Source organism: Listeria immobilis (assembly GCF_014322845.1).
Classification (GTDB): domain Bacteria; phylum Bacillota; class Bacilli; order Lactobacillales; family Listeriaceae; genus Listeria; species Listeria immobilis.
Map to the genome: position 1 here is coordinate 204,005 of NZ_JAASUA010000001.1, position 23,798 is coordinate 227,802.

The window sequence follows — 23,798 nt, forward strand, 5'->3', positions numbered from 1 at the left end:
TAAGGATTGGGCGTGAGCTATGTGCAAATAAATGAATCGTTTTTGGAGGAACTAGCCTTAAAAAAAGTAAAACAAGAACGACGAAGAAGATTGAAATGGTTTGTTTATAAGTTTTTGATGATAACTTTTGGGGCAATTTTAATGGGTGTTGGCCTAGAACTTTTTCTTGTAAACAATCAGATATTAGATGGCGGTGTAGTTGGGATTTCCATTATTATTTCACAACTAACGCCTTTACCACTAGGTGTTTTAACATTTGTACTTAATATTCCATTTTTTATTATGGGTTACCGAAAAATCGGAAAAGTATTTGCGCTGTTTACTTTGTATGGTATTGCAGTCATGTCAATTGTAACGCTCTTGTTGCATGATATGGAGCCTGTGACAGACGATTTGCTACTTGCTACAGTATTTGGTGGAATGACGCTTGGACTTGGTGTTGGACTCGTAATCCGCAATGGTGGAGCCCTTGATGGAACAGAAATTATTTCCATCATTATTAATGGTAGAACCCCATTTTCGACTGGGCAAATTATTATGTTTATCAATATTGTTATTTTTATTATCGCAGGACTTGTTTTTAACTGGGACCGAGCGATGTATTCACTAATTACATACTTTTTAGCGTATAAAGTTATTGATATTGTTATTCAAGGTGTAGATGAATCGAAAAGTGCTTTTATTATTAGCCGTTATTATGAAGAAATTGGTGCAGAAATTATGGATCAGCTTGGAAAAGGTGTGACTTATTTGGATGCAACAGGAGGATATTCTGGCGATGTAAGAAAAGTAGTTTTCGTTATTGTCTCAAGATTTGAAGAAGTGAAGGTGAAAGCAATTCTAGATGAGATTGATCCAGAAGCTTTCTTAGCAGTTGGTGGTAGCATGTCAGAAGTTCGTGGTGGTAAGCTTATGAACACGAAAACACCCCATTTATAACAAAAAGAAACCATATTTCTCTTCAAAGGAGATTTGTGGTTTTTTTAAGGAAACATTTGTTTGGATAATAGGGCTTTAGTATGAACTATGAAATGGTTTGATATGCTATAATAGAACAAGCGAAAAAAGGAATAGGTGGGACTTAAATGGCGACACAAAAGAAAAAAACGACTGGACGTAAAAAAACATCTAGCCGTTCGAAAAAGAAAAAATCAGCATCATTACGCTCAGAAATAGTTGGTGTTATTTTAGTAGCGTTTGGAATAGTAGGGATTTTACAATTAGGTTTTATTGGTAGAGTATTTTTTGCCCTTTCTGAGATGTGGGTAGGTTTGTTAAGCTATGTCCTTTTAGCAGGATTTGTTATTCTTGGGGGCTATTTAGTAATAAAAAGACAACGACCACGTTTTTTTAGCAAGCGCCTAGTTGGAATTTATTTAATTATTTTAGGCTTTTTAACATATATACATATGTATTTTATTGTGCACACACTGGGAGCAGATAGTTCCGTCCTATTAGGAACATGGAAACTCCTTCTTGAGAATTTATTTAATCCTAATCAAGTAGGATTTGTTGGAGCCGGCATGTTAGGTGCAGCAATTACTTCAGTTACTTATTTTTTAGTAGATCGTTTAGGAACGAATATTATCGCAGTATTATTAATCGTTTATGGTTTCTCACTAGTTTCCGGAATATCAATACGCCAATTTTTTGCTAAAATAGCTGATTTTGTTCGCTATTTATTTTCAAAAGGAAAGGCAGCTACAGAAAAAGGTAAAGAAGTAAAAGCGAAACGTGATCAAAAGAAAGCAGAAAAAGCAGCAGAAGACGAAATAGAAGCGGAAGTAGTTGAAATAGAACCGGAAAAAGAAGAAAAACTACCACCAATTATTTCTAATTTCAGTTCTAAAGTAGAGCTAGTAAAAGATCCGCCAGAAGAAAGTGAAGAAACAGATACGAAAGATCCGGATTTAGTCCTTTTTGAACAAGAATCTTTTGAAAACGAAATTTACCAATTACCACCTGTAGATATTTTGGCGCCTGCGAAAGTAACAGACCAAAGTAAAGAGTATGACCAAATAAAAGTAAACGCCAAAAAACTGGAAGACACCTTCAGCAGTTTTGGTGTAAAAGCAAAGATTACGCAAGTTCATTTAGGGCCAGCTGTTACTAAATATGAGGTACAGCCTTCTGTTGGTGTTAAAGTAAGCAAAATAGTTTCATTAAGTGATGATATTGCCCTTGCTTTAGCTGCAAAAGATATTCGAATTGAAGCACCAATACCAGGAAAATCTGCTATCGGAATAGAAGTGGCGAATCAAAATGTCGCAATGGTTTCGTTACGTGAGGTTCTTGAAAATAATCCAAAAAACAATCCAGAAGAAAAACTGCAAATTGCTCTTGGTCGAGATATTTCCGGAGAAGCAATGATGGCGAGTTTAGATAAAATGCCTCATTTACTGGTCGCAGGAGCAACAGGAAGCGGGAAGTCTGTCTGTATTAATGGAATTATCACAAGCATTTTACTTCGCGCTAAACCTCATGAAGTAAAAATGATGATGATAGATCCAAAAATGGTGGAATTAAATGTTTACAATGGTATTCCGCATCTTCTTGCACCTGTAGTAACAAATCCTAAAAAAGCCGCACAAGCTCTTCAAAAAGTTGTTGCAGAAATGGAGCGCCGTTATGATTTATTCTCTCATACTGGGACTCGTAATATGCAAGGCTATAATGACCATGTGAAAAAACACAATGAATTAAACGAAGAAAAACAAGCAGAACTGCCATTTATTGTTGTTATTGTGGATGAATTGGCTGATTTAATGATGGTTGCCTCTAACGATGTAGAAGATGCGATTACAAGACTTGCACAAATGGCACGTGCAGCAGGAATTCATTTAATTATCGCAACTCAAAGACCATCCGTAGACGTAATAACTGGTGTCATTAAAGCCAATATTCCTTCAAGAATTGCATTTGCAGTATCAAGTTCGATTGACTCTAGAACTATTCTTGATATGGGCGGTGCAGAAAAATTACTTGGTCGTGGTGATATGTTACTGCTTCCTGTTGGGTCAAGCAAACCAACACGAATTCAAGGAGCCTTTTTATCTGATGCAGAAGTAGAAGATGTTGTTAATTATGTTATTTCGCAACAAAAAGCGCAGTATAACGAAGAAATGATTCCTGATGATATTCCTGAAGTAGAAGGAGAAGTGACGGATGAACTTTATCATGAAGCTGTAGAACTTGTTGTTGAAATGCAAACCGCTTCCGTCTCAATGTTACAAAGAAAATTCCGCATCGGCTATAATCGCGCTGCTCGATTAATTGATGAAATGGAGCAAAGAGGGGTAGTTGGTCCTCATGAAGGAAGTAAACCAAGACGAGTTAATGTAGAATCAAACCCAGAAAACGAATAAAAAAGAGGTTGCGCAGTAAAGAGCAGACCCCAAAAAATCTGATTTTTGGGGGGGGAACTCCAATGCGCAACCTCTTTTTAAGAAAGCAACTCTCTTTTTTGTTGTTCAATTTCTTGTTTGGTATTTGTGTGTTTATCTTGAGTGCGGTTTAAAAGTTCATCAAAAAAAGCTGGTAAATTGTTTTGACTAAGCTCGACACTTTCAGCAGTGATACCGTCTTTTGTTGCTACTTGATTAATGAGCCCACTAAAAGTAACATCTTCTTCTATTAATAGCTTGGATGTTCCAGCTAGTGCAAAATTAATCATTTGAAATACTTCCACATCAGATAAGCTGGATTTTCGTAATGCGGCTTCCATAAACTGTTCAAAAATAGCTGCAATAATTCCTGGCGAAGCACTTGTTAAATTACTGGCGATTTCAATATTTTCCTCGCGAATCGTCATAACATGCCCAAATAAGTCAAAAGTATCTTCTAGCCATTTACGATTTTCATTTGATACCATATTTGAATGAGTGATAAGTGTCGTTCCAATATCAACACGCATAGTAAGCGAAGGAATTAATTTGCTAATTTGTAAATCTGATGAAATAGCAAGAATATCATCAGTACTGACTCCAGCAGAAATCGAAATTATATGACGTTCTGATGTTAGAACTGCCGCACAATTTTTTATAAGTGGTAAAATTTCCATTGGTTGTTTGCAAATAAAACTATGTGCTGCTTTTGTAAAAACTTCTGCTTCATTTGCTGCTAATTCGGCTGTCGGATATTTATCATAAAACACCTGGAAATGTTTGTTTTCGGAACTAGAATAAATAATAATATCTTTTGGTGAGATGATCTTTGCTTCCACCATTTTTGTGGCAATTAAAGCTGCCATTCCTCCAAATTCGATAAAGCCAATTTTTGTCATTTTTTATCCCGCCTTTCTAGCATTATTTTATTATTATGAATGGAATAAAAAAGGAATGCAACTAAATTCGATTGCTTACTTTTTCACATTAAAGTGTTTATTTGTAAGGGTTTGCCAAAGTTTAATGATTTTGACAGGATGAAATTTTCTGAATTCATTTGCATTAAAAATATATGCACTTGGTTATTTATTTATTTTATTTTCCATGGTATATTAAGAAGAGTTGGAGAAGACGTTAAATGTTTTTGTGCGTTATCCAAAAAGGGATCTTACATAATTTAATACGCACCTGAATTGTTTGTTTTGACTGAGAGCTCTAACTAACATTTTATCTCTCGGGAGGGGTTTTAAGTTGAAAAAGCGTACATTTGCTTTAGCACTATCAATGATTATTGCTTCTAGTGTTTTTCTAGGTGCTTGTGGTTCAAGCAGCGACGATAAAAAAAGTAGCGGCGATAAAAGCAGTAAAGATTTTACAGTAGCAATGGTTACAGATACTGGTGGTGTAGATGACCGTTCATTTAACCAATCAGCATGGGAAGGCCTACAAAAATTTGGTAAAGCGAACGACATGGAAAAAGGTACAGATGGTTACAACTATCTGCAATCAGCATCTGAAGCAGACTATAAAACAAACTTAAACACTGCTGTTCGTAGCGACTATGATTTGATTTATGGAATTGGTTACAAACTAAAAGACGCAATTGAAGAAGTTTCTAAACAAAAACCTGATAATCAATTCGCTATTGTGGATGACACAATTGATGATCGTGATAATGTAGTAAGTATTGGCTTTAAAGATAACGATGGTTCTTACCTAGTTGGTGTTGTAGCCGGCTTAACAACAAAAACAAATAAAGTTGGGTTTGTTGGTGGGGTAAAAGGAGCAGTTATCGACCGTTTTGAAGCTGGTTTCACTGCTGGTGTTAAAGCAGTTAAACCGGATGCAGAAATTGATGTTCAATATGCAAATGATTTTGCAAAAGCTGACAAGGGGCAACAAATTGCTTCTTCCATGTACTCAAATGGCGTTGATGTAATTTTCCACGCTGCTGGTGGTACTGGTAATGGTGTGTTTGCAGAAGCGAAAAACTTAAAGAAAAAAGATCCTAGCCGTGCCGTTTGGGTAATCGGTGTTGACCGTGACCAATGGGATGAAGGAAAAGTGACAGCGAATGACGGTAAAGATTACAATGTAACTCTTACATCTGAAATCAAACGTGTTGATGTTGCTGTAGAAGACCTTGCAACTCGCACAAAAGCTGGAGATTTCCCTGGTGGAACTAAAATTGAATATGGTCTTGATAAGAATGCTGTAGGGCTTTCTGATCATCAAGATAATATTTCTAAAGATGTTTTAGCTAAAGTAGAAGAATACAAACAAAAAATCATTGATGGGGATATTAAAGTTCCTGAAAAACCTTGATTTATAGGTTTGAAAAACGAGTAGTACGAACATAGTAAAACCTTTTATGAAAGTCGGTAGTGAGTATGCCGACTTTCATAAAAAAATAACTTGTAAGCGTTTTAATATAATAGGTAAACCCTTTTACTAAAGAAAATAATCGGTATATTGGAATTTATGATTGCAATGCATGCCATTTAGAAATAAAATAAGGAGATGGCTTTTTTAATCACTTGAAAATGTATCAATTGCTTTAGTTACATAGAAGAAACTATTACTACCGTTTGACAACCTACAAAGCAACTAAGTGATAAGCCATTAATAACAAACGGATAAAAAACTCGGAACCTTCTTCGGGAGGAAGTACGGGGAGAGGCGGCGTCCTTCGAGAGAATCGCGCGAGTGGCTGTTTTTCCAGTTTGAACCAGACGACAAGGGGAGTGAAGAAGTGGACTTTGTTATTGAAATGTTAGGAATCAGGAAGGAATTCTCTGGATTTGTAGCAAATGATAACATTACCTTACAATTAAAGCAGGGCGAAATCCATGCTTTGTTAGGTGAGAATGGCGCAGGAAAATCTACGCTAATGAATGTCTTGTTTGGTCTATATGAACCAGATGGTGGCGAAATTCGTGTTCGTGGCACAAAAGAAAACATTAATAGCCCGAATAAAGCGAATGAACTCGGTATTGGTATGGTCCATCAGCATTTCATGTTAGTGGATAAGTTTACAGTTGCTGAGAACATTATTCTTGGAAAAGAGCCAAGCAAGCTGGGTGTTATCGAAAAGAAAAAAGCGATTGAGGAAATAAAAGAAATTTCCGATCGTTACGGTTTACGTGTAGATCCAAATGCTGTTGTGAGAGATATTTCTATCGGTATGCAACAACGTGTAGAGATTTTAAAAACACTTTATCGTGGTGCGGATATTTTGATTTTTGATGAACCAACCGCAGTTTTAACACCTCAAGAAATTAAAGAATTAATCCAAATTATGCGTTCACTCATTAAAGAAGGCAAATCCATTATTTTAATTACACATAAATTAAAAGAAATTATGGATGTTTGTGATCGAGTAACAGTTATCCGCCGTGGTAAAGGTATGGGTACTGTTAATGTTCCAGAAACTACACCACAAGATTTGGCTAATTTAATGGTTGGTCGTGAAGTAGTCTTTACAACAGAAAAAATCGAAGCACATCCTGGTAAAGATGTTTTAGAAGTAAAAGATTTAGTTGTAAAAGAGAGTCGCGGTGTGGAAAGTGTTCGCGGGCTTAATTTAACAGTGCGCGCTGGAGAAATCGTCGGAATTGCAGGTGTGGATGGTAACGGTCAAAGTGAACTGATTTCCGCAATTGCAGGCCTTTCTAAAGTAACAAGTGGCACTATCCTTTTAAACGGAGAACATATCGAAAATAAAAAACCGCGTAAAATCACTGAGGCGGGATTAGGGCATATCCCAGAAGATCGACATAAACATGGTCTAGTACTTGAAATGTCGCTTGGAGAAAATATCGCCCTACAAACTTATTACAAGAAACCAATTTCTAGCAAAGGATTCCTAAATCATAAAGCAATGTATGAATTTGCTCGTGAACTAATTAAAGAATATGATGTTCGTGCAAGTAGCGAATATGTTGCAGCAAAATCACTTTCTGGAGGGAATCAGCAAAAGGCGATTATTGCAAGAGAGATTCATCGTAATCCAGATTTCTTAATTGCGGCTCAACCAACACGAGGACTTGATGTTGGGGCAATTGAATTTATCCATCGACGTTTGATTGAACAACGTGATAATGGAAAAGCGGTATTACTTATGTCATTCGAGTTAGATGAAATTATGAATGTAAGTGATCGTATTGCAGTAATTTACGAAGGGAAAATTGTTGCTATTGTTGATCCAAAAGAAACAACCGAACAAGAACTAGGCTTAATGATGGCTGGTTCATCCAAACAAGAGGCGGAAACGGGGGAGAAAGAACATGTCTAAACGACTACAAGCATTAGTTATCCCAGTTACTGCCGTTATTCTCGGACTTATCTGTGGTGCGATTATCATGCTGATTTTTGGATATGATCCAATTGCTGGTTACTCAGCACTCGTTGAAGGTGTTATCGGAGAACCATTCTATATTGGTGAAACTATTCGTCAAGCCACCCCTTATATTTTAGTTGGTCTATCTGTTGCCGTGGCTTTTAAAGCAGGTCTTTTCAATATTGGGGCAGAAGGACAAATGTTAATGGGCTGGTTAGGTTCCGTTATAATTGCTTTAAATTTTGATGGTTTAACAAAATGGATTCATTTACCACTTGCGATTATCACTGGTATGGTTTTTGGTGCTATTTGGGCATTTATTCCAGGGATTTTGAAAGCGACTTTACGTGTAAATGAAGTTATTGTAACTATTATGCTTAACTATACAGCGCTTTATATTTTCAATTATGTTGTACAAAATTTACTTACAGATGGCTTAGATAAAACGGAGGCAATTCATGAATCTGCTTCTCTACAGTCTGAATTATTACAGTCATTGACCGATTATTCGTCTCTTCATTGGGGGATTTTAATTGCTGTAGGTTTTGCACTAATTATTTGGTTAATGTTAAATAAAACAACATTCGGTTATGAAATCGAAGCTGTTGGATTTAACGAAAATGCTTCACAATATGCTGGTATGAGTGTAAAGAAAACCATCGTATTTTCTATGGTTATCGCCGGAGCGCTCGCTGGTCTTGGTGGCGTGATGGAAGGACTTGGAACTTATGGAACGGCCTATGTATTAACTTCTTCTCCTGGAATAGGTTTTGATGGGATTGCCGTTGCTTTACTAGGCGGAAGTTCTCCAATCGGAATCGTTTTCTCAGCACTCTTGTTTGGTGCCTTAAAAGTAGGAGCATTAAATATGCCAGCAGTAGCAGGAGTTCCAAATGAATTAGTTAATGTTATTATCGCTCTGATTATCTTCTTTGTGGCATCCAGCTACATTATTCGCTGGGCGATGGCAAAATTTAAGAAGGGGGCGAAAGCAGAATGACAGCCATTTTAGCGACAATTGTTTCTAGTACACTGCTTATGGCAGGCCCACTAATTTTCACTGCACTCGGAGGTGTCTATTCTGAACGAGGCGGTGTAGTCAATATTGGATTAGAAGGTATGATGGTAATGGGAGCATTCTCTGCTATCGTATTTAACCTTACTTTCCAAGATACTTTCGGTGCCTTAACTCCTTGGATTTCACTTATTGCGGCAATGATTGTTGGGGGAATCTTCTCTTTAGTACATGCGGTTGCAACAATTAATTTCCGTGCCGATCATGTAATAAGTGGTGTGGCCATTAACTTTTTAGCAACAGGATTATCACTATTTCTTGTCAAAGTAATTTATGATAAAGGGCAAACAGATCAAATTAAATACTATTTTGGAAAGCCAGATATTCCAGTTTTGAGTGATATTCCGGTTATTGGTGATATTTTCTTTAAAAATATTCCAGTTATGAGTTATGTAGCTATTTTATTTGCTATTGTTTCTTGGTTTATTATTTACAAAACACGTTTTGGGCTTCGTCTTCGCTCTGTAGGGGAACATCCTCTTGCAGCAGATACAATGGGGATTAAAGTTCGATGGATGAGATATCAAGGTGTAATCATTTCAGGTATTCTAGGCGGACTTGGTGGTGCAGTTTATGCCCAATCATTTACACTTGATTTTGGGCATGCGACGATTTCAGGTCAAGGTTATATGGCACTCGCAGCAATGATTTTTGGTAAATGGAATCCACTTGGAGCGATGGGAGCGGCGATTTTCTTCGGTTTTGCCCAATGTTTGGCAATTACCGGCGGCTCATTACCGTTCTTTAAAGATATTCCAGATGTTTACTTGCAAATTGCGCCTTATGTATTAACTATTCTTGCGTTAGTTGGGTTTATCGGTAAATCCGAAGCACCAAAAGCTGATGGAGTAAATTACATCAAAGGAAAATAAAAAAGTTAACAGCCTAGTTTTTATTCTAGGCTGTTTTTTTATGCTAGAAAATTGTGTGTGGCAACAACTTAGGATACAATAGGAAAGTGAGATAATTGCTTGAAAGGAGCATAATAATGACAGACAAAATATTTCAAGAAAAAATTGGTCCGGTCGCATTAACAATCGTACCTACCGAAAAATATAAATCAAATAAAATTGTATTTAAATTTCGCGCTCCATTAGAAAGAGAGACAGTTACAAAACGTTCTTTACTCTCCATATTGTTAGAAACAAACAATAAAAAATATCCAACACAAACAGCTTTTAGAAAGCAATTAGCTAATTTATACGGTGCTAATTTTTATACAACCACTGCTAAAAAAGGAAACGAGCATGTATTAACCGTTATTTTTGATATGATTGATGGACAATACGTTTCTGATGGCAGCCATATTTTGGAAGATGCTTTTGCGTTTATTCATGAAGCGCTATTTTCTCCAAATGTGACAAATGGTGCTTTTGATAATGAAACACTTATAAGAGAAAAAGAAAACTTAAAAAGTAGTTTAGAGGGAATTTATGACGATAAAATTCGTTTTGCTTCTAAACGTTTAGTGGAAGAAATGTTTAAAACAGATGCCTATCGTTTTGGCTCAGCAGGTGTATTAGAAGATATAGATAACATTACAGCAGAAGATTTATACACTTATTATTTACAATTTATCGCAGAAGATGCAGTAGAAGTTTTTATTTGCGGAGATGTAACTACCGAACAAGTGACTCCTTTAATTGAAAAAATGGCTTTCTCTCCACGTGAAGAACGAAAAGGTGTATTTTATGCGAAAGAAGCACCACAAGAAGTGCAAATCATTCATGAAAAACAAGCAATTAATCAAGGGAAATTAGTTTTAGGCTATCAAACGGATACGCTGTTTGGTGACAGTGATTTTGTTGCTTTACAACTTGCGAATGGCTTACTTGGTGGCTTTGCTAATTCTAAAATATTTATCAATGTTCGTGAAAAAGCAAGTTTAGCTTATTATGCCTCAAGCCGAATCGATTCTTTCAAAGGATTTATGGTGATTTCAGCTGGAATTGATGAAGTCAACTATAAACAAGCGTTAGATATTATTCAAGAACAGCTAGTTGCTATGAAGCAAGGTGATTTTACAAGTGATGAATTAAACCAAACGAAAGAAATGCTAGTAAATCAATTATTAGAAACAAACGATCAAGCACAAGGCCTAATAGAACTTGTATATAATAATGTATTACGAGAAGCTGATTTAGACCTAGATACTTGGATTGCAAAAATAAAAACAACGACTAAAGAAGAAGTGGTTAGTGCGATTAACAAAATCAAACCAGATACCATCTATTTCTTAAGCAAGGGAGGAGAAGAACTTCATGGAAAAAATCACATTTGAGCAGGTAAAAGAAGCTGTATTTCATGAAAAAATGGCCAATGGTTTACAAGTTTATCTTCTTCCTAAAAAAGGTTTTAGTAAGACGTATGCTGTATTTACAACAAATTATGGTTCGATTGATAATAATTTTGCACCTATTGGGGAAACTGCATTTACAAAAGTACCAGATGGAATCGCTCATTTCTTAGAGCATAAAATGTTTGAAAAAGAAGATGGCGATGTATTTTTTAAATTTGGAGAAAAAGGAGCATTTACAAATGCCTTTACTTCATTTACAAAAACAGCTTATCTATTTTCAAGCACTTCACGTGTAGAAGAAAATTTAGAAACGCTCATTAATTTTGTACAAGAACCTTACTTTACTGAGGAAACTGTAGAAAAAGAAAAAGGAATTATCGGTCAAGAAATTAGAATGTATGATGACGATCCAGATTTTCGAGCTTATTTTGGTGTAATTGAAAACATGTATCATCAGCATCCTGTGAAAATTGATATTGCTGGTACGGTAGAATCAATTGCGGAAATCAATAAAGATTTACTTTATCTTTGCTATAATACTTTTTATCATCCAAGTAATATGGTATTATTTGTTGTTGGTAACTTAGAGCCAGAACAAATGATGGATCAAATTCGTGCTAATCAATCGAAAAAAACATTTCCAGAAGCAACACCTATTAAACGTCATTTCCCGGACGAACCTAAAACAGTTGCAGTAAAAGAACGCAAAATGAAGTTTCCAGTTCAAATTGCAAAAAATCTAGTTGGGATTAAAGAAGATATTGGCTCATTAGAAGGACAAGCTGCAATTAAACAAGAAATTATTGGTGATGTGGCACTTGAAATGCTATTTGGGACAACATCAGATACGTATTTAAAACTTTACAACGAAGGTATTATTGATGATACATTCGGTTATGATTACACACTTCAAGATAGTTTTTCATTTGTACTTGTTGGTGGCGATGCAAAAAATCCGGATGAACAAACGACCAAAATATTGGAAGCAATACGAGAAGCGGCAGAAAAAGGTTTACAAGAAGCAGATTTAGCACTTGTAAAACGGAAACGTATTGGTCAATTCTTACGCTCACTTAATTCACCAGAATTCATCGCTAATCAATTTAGCCAATATATTATGAAATCGGCTTCCTTATTCGATATTTTACCATTAATGGAAACGGTGACTTTAGAAGAGGTAGATGCATTTGTAAAAAATCTTTATGCGGAAGAACGAACTACTAACTTTCAATTGCTTCCAGAATAATAAAAATTTAGTATAAAAAATAGCAAATAATCGTTAGTCATGCTATTATAAAAGAAATAGACTGGAAAGGGTTGCCTTTTTTGGATAAAGAAATAAAATATGCTTTTGTAACAGGGGCTAGCGGAGGAATTGGTCAAGCGATTTGTTTATCTCTTGCAAGAGCTGGTTGGAACTTGTATATTCATTACCATCAAAATAAACAAGCTGTTGAGAATTTATTACCAGAGTTGCTCGCCCAAAACGTGGATGTAATATTGATTCAAGCAGATTTTGATGATGTAGCAAGTGTGGCAGAAATGGAAAAGCAAGTTTTTCAAGTAGATGCATTTATCCATGCAGCAGGAAACTCGCATTATGCTTTATTTCAGGATATGACAGATATAGATATAACTAAATTATGGAATATACACATGTTCGTTCCAATGCAATTAATCCGAACTTTTATCCCAAAACTAATGAAGAGTCATCAGGGGAGAATTGTGTTTATCAGTTCTATTTGGGGAGAAGTAGGAGCGGCGATGGAAGTAGCTTATTCGACTGTAAAAGGAGCACAAATAGCCTTTTGCCGTGCATTAAGCCAAGAACTTGGACCTTCTGGAATAACAGTTAACGCAGTGACACCTGGAGTTGTGCAAACCGAGATGATGGATTCTTTTTCCGTGGAAGAGCAAGCGTTACTTCGCTCGGAAATCCCATTTAAACGTTTTGCAGAACCAGAAGAAATTGCAGATACAGTAGAATTCATAACAAGTAAAAAAGCAAGCTATATCACTGGAGAAGTTTTGCGCATAAATGGCGGTTGGCTTATGTGAAATTAGCAAAAAGTGGAAATTTGATATTAGTAATGGTAGGTGTTTAATTTTGACAGAACTCGGTGATAAACTGAAACAAGCTAGACGTGAAAAAGGACTCAGTTTAGACGACTTACAACAAATAACGAAAATTCAAAAACGTTATTTAGTAGCGATTGAAGAAGGTAATTATGCAGTAATGCCTGGAAAATTTTATGCACGGGCATTTATAAAACAATATGCAGAAGCTGTTGGACTTGATAGTGCAACACTTTTTGATGAGTTTGAAAGTGAAGTTCCTGACACTCCGCAACAAGAAGTAGTTAATAATGAGCCATCACGAGTACAAAGTAAAAGAAATCCAATGCCTGCACAATCTGTAGGAAACCAAGTAAGCTCACGTAATCGTTTTTTTGATATTTTACCAAAAATATTAATTGCTCTATTCATTGTTTTTATTCTATTCATCGTCTGGTTTTTCTTGCTTAATAAACAAGATAACTCGACAGAAAAAGTAGAGACTGATACAAGCAACCCAACCGTGAAAGTGGAAGACTCAACAAAGAATGAAGACACAAGTAAGAAAAAAGACACCACAGATAAAGATACTTCAAAAGATACATCAACAAAAGATAAAGAAGCAACTGATAAATCAGAGGATGAATCTAAAGAAGTTGAAGTGACTAAAGGAGAAACATCTGGTAATGCAACAACTTACACAGTTAAAAATACAGATAAAATGACACTTTCTCTTAGCGCAACTGGTGATTCATGGATTGGTGTATCAGATGCAAGTGGCAATACAATTCAAAATGTCACATTATCTGAGCAAAATCCAACAGCTGAAATTGATTTAGGGACTAATAAAACAGTTACAGTTGTTATAGGGAATGCTACCGTAACCACTGTGAAAATCAATGATCAGCAACTTGAACTAGCGCCAACACTTGTTAAACAAGTATTAACAATTAATCTGGAGTCTAGTGATAGTAGTTCAGATGCAGAATAATCGATTTTATAAGGCGAAATCTAGTCATTAGATTTCGCCAACATTATTTATTACATACAGTTTGAATGGAAAAAGGAGAGGAAAAAATGAATTTACCAAATAAATTGACGGTTATCCGAATTTTTATGATACCAATTTTTGTTATTCTTTGTGTAGTTCCCTTTGATTGGGGAAGTGTCACATGGCTTGATTCCACCATTTCAGTTACTAGCTTAATAGCGACACTTATTTTTATCGTCGCAGCTCTTACAGATTGGTTTGACGGCTACTTAGCACGAAAATATAATTTGATTACTAACTTTGGTAAATTTGCAGATCCAATGGCTGATAAGCTTCTTGTGGCAGCGGCATTTATTATTCTAGTTGAAATGCATATTGCACCTTCTTGGGTAGTGATTTTAATTATAAGCCGAGAACTTGCTGTAACAGGTCTTCGTTTACTTTTGGTAGAAGGTGGAGAAGTACTTGCGGCTGGTCAACTTGGGAAAATTAAAACATTTACGCAAATGATTGCTATTCCATTAATGCTACTAAATAATTTCCCATTCGCTTGGACTGGCATTCGTGTAGATTTAATATTCTTATACGTTTGTGCATTCTTTGCAGTATGGTCTGGAATTGACTACTTTTATAAAAATCGTGGCGTATTTAAAGGCTCCATGTAATAAAGAAAAAAGCATACCATGTGTGCTTTTTTCTATACAAAAAAACATTAGGAGATGAAGAAAAAATGGCAAGTGCAGAAATTATTGCAGTTGGAACAGAGCTGCTATTAGGACAAATTGTTAATTCGAATGCTGCTTTTATTTCGCAAGAGTTAGCAGCGGACGGAATTTATGTATATCATCATACCGTTGTTGGAGATAATCCAGCGCGTTTAAAAGAAGTAATAAAAATTGCTGAAAATCGAAGCGATATTTTAATTTTTACTGGTGGACTTGGACCTACAGAAGATGATATAACGAAACAAATTTTAGCGGAACATTTACAGAAGAATTTAGTCACTGATGATTTTCATATGAATAAAATTACTGATTACTTTGCTTCAAGAAGTCGAATAATGACAGATAATAACAAATTGCAAGCAGTTATTATTGAGGGATCCATTGTTTTAAATAATGATTATGGCTTTGCAGCAGGAATGTTTTTACAAAATAATAGACATACATATATATTATTACCAGGTCCCCCATCTGAAATGAAACCAATGTTTACACACTATGCCAATCCGCTGCTTATAAAAGAAAATGGAGAAAAAAATGTTCTAGAATCGAAAATTTTGCGCTTTTTTGGGATAGGAGAATCTCAATTAGCAGCAGATTTAAATGATTTAATTGTAACGCAAGTAAACCCTACAATTGCCACTTATGCGGGTGACAATGAAGTAATCGTACGTATCACAGCTACTGCTAATACAAAGGAGGCAGCAACCAAGCTAGTAGATGAAACAGAACAAGAAATACTTCGTCGTGATGGTTCCTTCTTATATGGCTATGGCGAGGCTTCTTTACCAGAATTAGTGACGACACTACTGCTTGAGAAAAATATCACTATTTCTGCTGCGGAGAGTTTTACAGCAGGCTTATTCCAAGCAGAAATTGCTCGTTTTCCGGGTATTTCCAAAATTTTCAAAGGCGGAATGGTGACATATAGTGCAGAAACAAAACAATCCATTTTAGAAGTTTCTCAGCAAGTAATAACAGAAAAGGGTGTCGTTAGTCCAGAATGTGCTAAAGAGATGGCAGAGAATGTCAGACGCCTCTGCAATACTGATTTAGGCATTAGTTTTACAGGTGTTGCAGGGCCAGATAGTTTGGAAGAGCATCCAGCAGGAACAATTTGGATTGGCTTAAGTGTCAAAGGGCATGAGGTAGAAGCTTATCAGTTTGTTTATGGGCGAGATAGAAACCATAATCGACGTCGAGCTGTAAAACAAGGATTTCAATTGATTAAGCAATTTTTAGATGCAAATACTTGATTTTCTTTTAAAAGAAAATAGCGAAAATGGCTTTAAAAAGTAAAAAACATACGTAAAAAAGTATTAGACGAACGCTCGAAATCCCGCTATAATTAAGGAGAAAGTAGCCGGTACTTACACAAAATACGAATAAATGTTCGCTTTTTACTTGCTTATCACTCTAAAATACGTTATAGTAATTCTAGGAAAACATTCTGACTGTTTTTTTGAGAGAGAACTAAGTAGAAAAACAGCTATTAGAATATTTATGAAGGAGGCAACAACGTGAATGATCGTCAAGCGGCATTAGACCAAGCTTTAAAACAAATTGAAAAACAATTCGGTAAAGGTTCCATTATGAAATTAGGGGAACATTCAGACCAAAATATATCTACTATTTCTAGCGGTTCGTTAGCACTAGATATTGCTTTAGGAGTCGGTGGATATCCAAGAGGTCGTATAATTGAAGTATACGGACCTGAAAGTTCCGGTAAAACAACTGTTGCCCTGCACGCGATTGCAGAAGTGCAAGCTCAAGGCGGAACAGCTGCATTTATCGATGCGGAACATGCATTAGATCCAACATATGCAAAAAATCTAGGTGTCAATATTGATGAGCTACTATTATCACAACCTGATACAGGAGAACAAGCTCTAGAGATTGCCGAAGCTTTAGTTAGAAGTGGTGCAGTAGATATGTTAGTTATTGACTCTGTTGCTGCTCTTGTACCACGTGCTGAAATCGAAGGTGAGATGGGCGATGCGCATGTTGGCTTACAAGCACGTTTAATGTCACAAGCTTTGCGTAAACTTTCTGGCGCTATTAATAAATCAAAAACCATTGCGATTTTTATCAACCAAATTCGTGAAAAAGTAGGAGTTATGTTTGGTAATCCTGAAATTACACCAGGTGGCCGTGCACTTAAGTTTTACTCTACTGTTCGTTTAGAGGTAAGACGGGCGGAACAATTGAAACAAGGTACTGATGTAATGGGTAACAAAACAAAAATCAAAGTAGTAAAAAATAAAGTAGCGCCACCATTCCGTATTGCGGAAGTAGACATCATGTACGGGGAAGGTATTTCACGTGAAGGTGAACTCGTTGATATGGCTGCTGAAGTAGATGTTATTAATAAGAGTGGTTCATGGTATTCGTATAAAGAAGAACGTATTGGCCAAGGTCGTGAAAACGCCAAACAATATTTAAAAGAACATACAGATATTCGTGACGAAATCTCCAAACGTGTTCGTGAAGAGTATGAAATTGACGGAAGTAATAAAGAGGTTCTAGACGAAAGTGAAGAAACATTAAGCTTGCTAGATGATGAATAAATATTAGTAAATACATGCTAGGAAATCAACCTCCTAGCATGTATTTTTTATTATTTGAAAAAAACTGCGGAAAATAAGCTATCATTTCATTCCTTTTCTTGACATTGTATGCTTTGACCTATAAAATTAAGTTGTATATTTTATATTGCTGGGAGACAAGGGGGAAGTTTTTCCTTTGAAAATCAGCTTCAACTGAATGGGGAGATTATCACTCGGTTGTTGATGAAAAATACGCATGTGCCAGAATTCTGGCCACCGACATAACAATAACGAAAATTGAATAGCAAAGGAGGTGTAAGGATGACAATCGCAATCACGATCATCTCCAGTTTGCTTTTCTTAATCGTCGGTCTAGTTGTTGGTTCTCTAATTTTTAAATCTAGTACAGAGAAAAAACTGGCTGCTGCAAGGGGGACTGCGGAATTAATTGTAGAAGATGCAAAGAAAGAAGCAGAAACTACAAAAAAAGAAGCATTGCTTGAAGCGAAGGAAGAGAATCATAGGTTACGTACTGAAATCGAAAATGAACTTCGTGGGCGAAGAACAGAGACACAAAAAGCAGAAAATCGCTTATTGCAAAGGGAGGAAAACCTCGACCGTAAAGATACTTCTTTAAGTAAACGAGAAGCTACACTTGAAAGAAAAGAGGAGAGTATCAGTAAACGTCAACAACAAATTGAAGAGAAAGAAAGCAAACTTGCTGAGATGATTCAAACAGAGCAGACAGAACTTGAAAGAATTTCTGCCCTGAGTAAAGAAGAAGCGAAATCAATCATCCTTAACCAGGTAGAAGATGAATTAACACATGATACAGCAATCATGGTGAAAGAATCAGAAAACCGGGCAAAGGAAGAGTCGGATAAAAAAGCAAAGAATATTCTCTCACTAGCTATCCAGCGTTGTGCAGCTGATCATGTGGCGGAAACAACTGTATCTGTTGTTACCTTACCAAATGATGAGATGAAAGGACGAATTATCGGACGTGAAGGCCGTAATATCCGTACGCTTGAAACACTAACAGGAATTGATTTGATAATTGATGATACACCGGAAGCAGTAATACTTTCCGGATTTGATCCAATTCGACGAGAAATCGCTAGAATCGCCTTAGAAAAACTTGTTCAAGATGGAAGAATCCATCCAGCTCGTATTGAAGAAATGGTGGACAAAGCCCGTAAAGAGGTAGATGAACACATTCGCGAAGTTGGTGAACAAGCAACATTTGAAGTGGGAATTCATTCCATTCACCCTGATTTAATAAAAATTCTTGGCCGCTTGCGTTATCGTACTAGTTATGGTCAAAACGTTCTTAATCACTCACTTGAAGTTTCGAAACTTGCTGGAATTTTAGCTGGTGAGCTTGGAGAAGACGTTACGCTTGCTAAACGGGCCGGACTACTTCATGATATTGGGAAAGCAATTGACCATGAAATCGAAGGAAGTCATGTTGAAATCGGCGTGGAACTTGCTACTAAATACAAAGAAAATGATGTGGTTATCAATAGTATTGCTTCCCATCATGGTGATACAGAAGCTACTTCTGTTATCGCAGTATTGGTTGCAGCAGCAGATGCACTTTCTGCAGCAAGACCAGGAGCTCGTAGTGAAACGCTTGAAAACTATATCCGTCGTTTAGAAAAACTAGAAGAAATTTCTGAGTCTTATGACGGAGTAGAAAAATCTTATGCTATCCAAGCGGGACGTGAAGTACGTATTATCGTTGAGCCGGATGCCATCGATGATTTAGCTTCTTACCGACTTGCTCGTGACATAAGAAAACGAATTGAAGAGGAATTAGATTATCCTGGTCATATTAAAGTGACTGTTATTCGTGAAACAAGAGCAGTAGAATATGCTAAGTAAATAAGAATAGAGATACATTGCAAATTTATTTTGCGGTGTATCTTTTTTTAATCGGTTGCCTAGCATGAATAAGAACGGTATAATTAAAGGATAACAATAAAAGGGAGGCGGAGTTTTTGAGTGAGTGGAAAATTTTGCCGATGCTACGAGAGCACTATCCAGCAGTAGCAGCAATTCATCAAGAAGGTATAGATACAGGAAATGCTACTTTTCAAGAAAAAACACTAACCTTAGATGAATGGAACCAAAAATATTTAAATATATGTAGGTTGGTGGTTGTTTTAAATGGACAGGTAGTTGGCTGGGCAGCGTTACTCCCGTTTTCCAGTATGAATGCTTACAGGGGAGTTGCTGAGCTAAGTATATATATAGCAAAGAGCGCTCGAGGAAAAGGCATTGGAAAAGCATTAATGCAGGAAATAATTCAGACAAGTGAAGATAATGGTTTTTGGACACTCCAATCATTAATTTTCCCTGAAAATACAGCTAGTATCGCACTTCATCACACATTTGGTTTCCAAACATTATGCATCCATAAAAAATTAGGTGAAATGAATGGGACTTTTCGTGATGTTGCGCTATTAGAACGAAGAAGTAAGAGGAACGGAGAATAGAGAAATGAAATTATTATTTATCGGTGATGTTGTTGGCTCCATTGGTCGCGATGCTGTAACAGAATATTTACCACAATTAAAGAAAAAATATAAACCAACCATTACTGTTATTAACGGAGAAAATGCAGCAAGTGGTCGAGGTATTACAGAAAAAATTTATAAAGATTTTCTAGAACTTGGTGCAAATGCGGTCACTCTTGGAAACCACACTTGGGATAACCGAGATATTTTTGAATTTATTGATGATGCAAAATACCTCGTTCGTCCCGCAAACTTCCCAGATGATACAACGCCAGGAACAGGGATGGTTTTTGTAAAAAGTAATCAATACGAAATTGCAATTATCAATATGCAAGGTAGGACTTTTCTGGCAGACCTAGATGACCCTTTCCGTAAAATGGATAAATTAATCGAAGAAGCAAAACAACGAACAAATATTATTTTTGTTGACTTTCATGCTGAAACAACAAGTGAAAAAGAAGCGATGGGTTGGTATTTAGATGGTCGAGTGACTGCGGTAGTTGGAACACACACCCATGTACAAACATCCGATAACCGTATTCTTCCTGAAGGTACAGCTTATCTTACGGATACAGGGATGACTGGTCCATATGATGCGATACTTGGAATGGAAAAAGAGGCTGTTATCCGTCGTTTTAAAACAGCTCTGCCAACTAGATTTGAAGTGCCAAAAACTGGTCGTGCAGTTTTATCTGGCTGTCTAATTACACTAGATGAAGCGACTGGGAAAGCACAAAAAATTGATCGAATCCTTATCAATGAAGACCACCCATTTTCCTTTGATTAAGAATGGAGATGAAATAGTGACAGTTTCAAAAGAAGAAATAATGAAAAAAGCAACGGAACTTCGTGATGCATTAGAACAAACCGAGGAAGTATCTTTTTACCGGTTAGCAGAAGAACGAATTAATGCTAATTCCAAGGTGACTGCGAAAGTTTCTAAAATAAAAGCACTTCAAAAAGAAGTAGTTAACCTAGAACATTACCAAAAATTGGAAGCAATGAAACAAACTGAAAGCCAAATTGATTCTGTTCAGGCTGACATTGATTCGCTACCAATTGTAACAGAATTTAGACGTGCGCAAGAAGATGCTAACGACCTACTGCAATCCATTACTTCAGAGATAACTACAAAAGTAACAGATGAACTAGAAAAAGATAATTAGCCATTTAAAACTGCTGAAATACTGGCAGTTTTTTCTTTTTGGATTCGCAGAAAAATGATACTTTATGCTATAATGAAAGGATGAAAAAGAAGTAAGGGATGATGAGATAATGACAGAATATACACCAATGATTAAGCAATACTTGGAAATAAAAGATAAATATCAAGATGCTTTCTTATTTTTCCGTTTAGGAGATTTTTATGAAATGTTCTTTGAGGATGCGTTAAATGCTTCTCAAATTTTAGAAATTACACTAACTGGTCGTGAGGGTGGTACGAAAGAGAAAATCCCAATGTGTGGAGTTCCTTATCATTCGGCAAGCGGTTATATTGATACTTTGATTGAAAAAGGGTATAAAGTGGCAATTTGCGAACAAGTTGAAGATCCAAAAACGACAAAAGGGATGGTAAAACGGGAAGTTGTCCAGTTAATATCACCCGGAACAGTAATGGATGAACGAGGGCTTAAAGCAAAAGAAAATAATTATATCGCAGCACTTTATTGTTATGAAGGAAAAGAATATGGTTTTGCTTATTCTGATTTATCTACTGGGGAATTAAAATCAACTGTGATCGAAGCAAGTGAGGATCGCTTAATCAATGAACTAACCACGCTTTCAACAAGAGAATTAATTATCTCTGCTACTGAAAAAGAAGTGCTGACAGATGTAATGAAAGAACAGTTAGGTCTAACTTTTTCAATCCATGAAGAGGACACTATTCCAGCTGAAAATGAAAAGTTAGTCACTCGTCATATGTCGTTATCCGAAAAACGTGCAATTGGTAAATTACTACACTATTTAAAAGAAACACAAAAGCGCGATCTTGGTCATTTGCAGCAAGCGGTACATTATGAAACTAATAACTATATGAAAATGGATTATTATTCTAAGCGCAATTTAGAATTAGCTGCTTCTATCCGCGGAAAAGGTCGTCAAGGTACACTACTTTGGTTGCTAGATAACACGCAAACAGCAATGGGTGGCAGAATGTTAAAACAATGGATAGACCGACCGTTAATTGACCAAAATAAAATTATTGAACGCCAAAATGATGTTAGTGAACTTATAGCGCATTTTTTCGAGCGTTTAGAGTTAGTTGAAAACTTGAAAAATGTCTATGATTTAGAACGTCTTGCTGGACGAGTTGCTTACGGTAATGTTAATGCACGTGATTTAATCCAACTACGCAATTCGTTATATCAAATACCGCGAATTCGGGCAACACTTCTTTCTATGAATAGTCCTAGTTTAACCGAACTTGCTAATCGACTAGATCCTTGTGAGCAGCTAACAGAAAAATTAGAAGAAGCCATTATGGACTCAGCTCCTATCTCCATTCGTGAAGGTGGAATTATAAAGGATGGGTATAATAGTCAACTAGACACATATCGCGATGCAAGTAGAAACGGCAAAACCTGGATTGCGGAGTTAGAGCGTAAAGAACGAGAGCTAACAGGTATTAAAACGATGAAAGTAGGTTTTAATCGTGTCTTCGGTTATTATATTGAAGTAACTCGTGCGAATACGCATTTGCTTCCAGAAGGTCGCTATGAACGCAAGCAGACGTTAACTAATGCTGAACGATATATCACACCCGAATTAAAAGAAAAAGAAAAACTTATTCTAGATGCGGAAGAAAAAAGCATGGAATTAGAGTATCAATTATTTACAGAAGTTCGCGAAACTGTAAAAGACTATATCGAGCGTCTTCAAAAGTTAGCAAAATCTGTAAGTGAAATTGATTGTTTACAAAGTTTTGCTGATATTAGTGAGAAAAATCATTTTATCCGCCCAACTCTTAGTGAAGATGGTTCGCTCCATGTGAAGCAAGGACGCCATCCAGTTGTTGAAAAAGTAATGGGTGCGCAAAGCTATGTGGCTAATGATTGTGATTTAGATGAAAATAGAGAAATATTATTAATAACTGGACCAAACATGTCTGGTAAAAGTACGTATATGCGCCAAGTAGCCCTAACTGCAATTTGTGCACAAGTAGGTTGCTTTGTCCCTGCCGAAGAAGCAATTTTACCGATTTTTGATCAAATTTTTACAAGAATAGGTGCTGCAGATGACTTAATTGCAGGTCAAAGTACTTTTATGGTAGAAATGTTAGAAGCTAGAAACGCAATTGTTCATGCGACTAAAGATAGCTTAATATTATTTGATGAAATCGGCCGTGGAACTGCCACCTATGATGGAATGGCATTAGCTCAAGCAATTATTGAGTACATTCATGAAAATGTGCATGCAAAAACCCTATTTTCTACCCATTATCACGAATTAACCGACTTAGAAAAAGCATTACATAGCTTGCAAAATATTCATGTTAGTGCAGTAGAAGAAAATGGTAAAGTTGTGTTTCTCCATAAAATCAAAGAAGGTCCAGCAGATAAAAGTTATGGAATTCATGTTGCTGAATTAGCTGAATTACCAAAGTCTTTAATTCAACGTGCTAGCAAAATTCTTGAGCAACTTGAGAACGAAGATAAAAAAATTATTCCTACAAGTGAAAAACAACCAGAAATTATTCATGAAGAAGTGCAACTTTCGATGTTCCCAGTAGAACCGGAGAAGCATAAGTCTTCCAAAGAAGCTAAATTAATAAAAGAAATTGCCAACTTAAATATTATGCAAATGACACCAATGGATGCAATGAATAAACTATACGAGCTACAAAGTAAAACGCATTAAGAAAAGAAAGG

19 protein-coding genes are annotated in these 23,798 nt (G+C 36.2%); 18 read left to right on the plus strand and 1 reads right to left on the minus strand.

Going from position 1 to position 23,798, the window contains the following annotated elements; all coding sequences use genetic code 11:
- Positions 1-12: 12 nt before the first annotated feature.
- Positions 13-939, plus strand: a complete 927-nt coding sequence (locus tag HCJ45_RS01235; RefSeq protein ID WP_187123784.1) for a YitT family protein — start codon at positions 13-15, stop codon at positions 937-939.
- A gap of 146 nt (positions 940-1,085) precedes the next feature.
- Positions 1,086-3,365: a DNA translocase FtsK gene (locus HCJ45_RS01240; protein WP_187123785.1), complete on the plus strand. Its 2,280-nt coding sequence runs from the start codon at positions 1,086-1,088 to the stop codon at positions 3,363-3,365.
- 77 nt (positions 3,366-3,442) lie between these two features.
- Here HCJ45_RS01240 and proG read toward each other — a convergent pair whose 3' ends face one another.
- Positions 3,443-4,282: a pyrroline-5-carboxylate reductase ProG gene (gene proG / locus HCJ45_RS01245; protein WP_187123786.1), complete on the minus strand. Its 840-nt coding sequence runs from the start codon at positions 4,280-4,282 to the stop codon at positions 3,443-3,445.
- Positions 4,283-4,634: 352 nt separating this feature from the next.
- Between proG and HCJ45_RS01250 the strand changes: the two genes are divergently transcribed.
- The 16 genes from HCJ45_RS01250 to mutS all read left to right on the plus strand — a co-directional run bounded on the left by HCJ45_RS01250 (position 4,635) and on the right by mutS (position 23,787).
- A complete protein-coding gene (locus HCJ45_RS01250) occupies positions 4,635-5,708 on the plus strand; it encodes a BMP family lipoprotein (RefSeq protein ID WP_185348268.1) in 1,074 nt (357 codons plus the stop codon).
- A gap of 427 nt (positions 5,709-6,135) precedes the next feature.
- Positions 6,136-7,677 (plus strand): ABC transporter ATP-binding protein, encoded by a 1,542-nt coding sequence (locus tag HCJ45_RS01255; protein WP_185348270.1) that lies wholly within the window; start codon positions 6,136-6,138, stop codon positions 7,675-7,677.
- Entirely contained in the window at positions 7,670-8,722 is a 1,053-nt protein-coding gene (locus HCJ45_RS01260; protein ID WP_187123787.1) for an ABC transporter permease, read from the plus strand. The genes HCJ45_RS01255 and HCJ45_RS01260 overlap by 8 nt, the downstream gene beginning before the upstream one ends.
- Complete coding sequence (locus HCJ45_RS01265; RefSeq protein ID WP_185348274.1) at positions 8,719-9,669, plus strand: ABC transporter permease; 951 nt, start codon at positions 8,719-8,721, stop codon at positions 9,667-9,669. Before HCJ45_RS01260 ends, HCJ45_RS01265 begins: the two co-directional genes overlap by 4 nt.
- Positions 9,670-9,785: 116 nt before the next feature.
- On the plus strand, positions 9,786-11,078 hold the full coding sequence (yfmF, locus tag HCJ45_RS01270) for an EF-P 5-aminopentanol modification-associated protein YfmF (protein ID WP_187123788.1): 1,293 nt from the start codon (positions 9,786-9,788) through the stop codon (positions 11,076-11,078).
- A complete protein-coding gene (gene yfmH, locus HCJ45_RS01275; protein ID WP_187123789.1) occupies positions 11,059-12,342 on the plus strand; it encodes an EF-P 5-aminopentanol modification-associated protein YfmH in 1,284 nt (427 codons plus the stop codon). The genes yfmF and yfmH overlap by 20 nt, the downstream gene beginning before the upstream one ends.
- An 80-nt stretch (positions 12,343-12,422) precedes the next feature.
- Complete coding sequence (ymfI, locus tag HCJ45_RS01280) at positions 12,423-13,154, plus strand: elongation factor P 5-aminopentanone reductase (protein ID WP_187123790.1); 732 nt, start codon at positions 12,423-12,425, stop codon at positions 13,152-13,154.
- Positions 13,155-13,203: 49 nt separating this feature from the next.
- Complete coding sequence (locus tag HCJ45_RS01285) at positions 13,204-14,142, plus strand: helix-turn-helix domain-containing protein (protein WP_187123950.1); 939 nt, start codon at positions 13,204-13,206, stop codon at positions 14,140-14,142.
- Positions 14,143-14,228: 86 nt separating this feature from the next.
- Complete coding sequence (pgsA, locus tag HCJ45_RS01290) at positions 14,229-14,807, plus strand: CDP-diacylglycerol--glycerol-3-phosphate 3-phosphatidyltransferase (protein ID WP_185380904.1); 579 nt, start codon at positions 14,229-14,231, stop codon at positions 14,805-14,807.
- A 65-nt stretch (positions 14,808-14,872) separates the two neighbouring features.
- Entirely contained in the window at positions 14,873-16,120 is a 1,248-nt protein-coding gene (locus HCJ45_RS01295) for a competence/damage-inducible protein A (protein WP_185349147.1), read from the plus strand.
- Between the two features lie 264 nt (positions 16,121-16,384).
- Positions 16,385-17,431 (plus strand): recombinase RecA, encoded by a 1,047-nt coding sequence (recA, locus tag HCJ45_RS01300; RefSeq protein WP_185349148.1) that lies wholly within the window; start codon positions 16,385-16,387, stop codon positions 17,429-17,431.
- Positions 17,432-17,731: 300 nt separating this feature from the next.
- A complete protein-coding gene (rny, locus tag HCJ45_RS01305) occupies positions 17,732-19,294 on the plus strand; it encodes a ribonuclease Y (protein ID WP_185349149.1) in 1,563 nt (520 codons plus the stop codon).
- A gap of 116 nt (positions 19,295-19,410) precedes the next feature.
- A complete protein-coding gene (locus HCJ45_RS01310) occupies positions 19,411-19,908 on the plus strand; it encodes a GNAT family N-acetyltransferase (RefSeq protein WP_187123791.1) in 498 nt (165 codons plus the stop codon).
- A gap of 4 nt (positions 19,909-19,912) precedes the next feature.
- Positions 19,913-20,716 carry a TIGR00282 family metallophosphoesterase gene (locus HCJ45_RS01315; RefSeq protein WP_185380906.1) on the plus strand — a complete coding sequence of 268 codons (804 nt, stop codon included), beginning with the start codon at positions 19,913-19,915 and terminating at the stop codon, positions 20,714-20,716.
- A gap of 16 nt (positions 20,717-20,732) precedes the next feature.
- Positions 20,733-21,095: a YlbF/YmcA family competence regulator gene (locus HCJ45_RS01320; protein ID WP_185397667.1), complete on the plus strand. Its 363-nt coding sequence runs from the start codon at positions 20,733-20,735 to the stop codon at positions 21,093-21,095.
- A 109-nt stretch (positions 21,096-21,204) separates the two neighbouring features.
- Positions 21,205-23,787 carry a DNA mismatch repair protein MutS gene (gene mutS, locus HCJ45_RS01325; protein ID WP_187123792.1) on the plus strand — a complete coding sequence of 861 codons (2,583 nt, stop codon included), beginning with the start codon at positions 21,205-21,207 and terminating at the stop codon, positions 23,785-23,787.
- Positions 23,788-23,798: the final 11 nt, after the last annotated feature.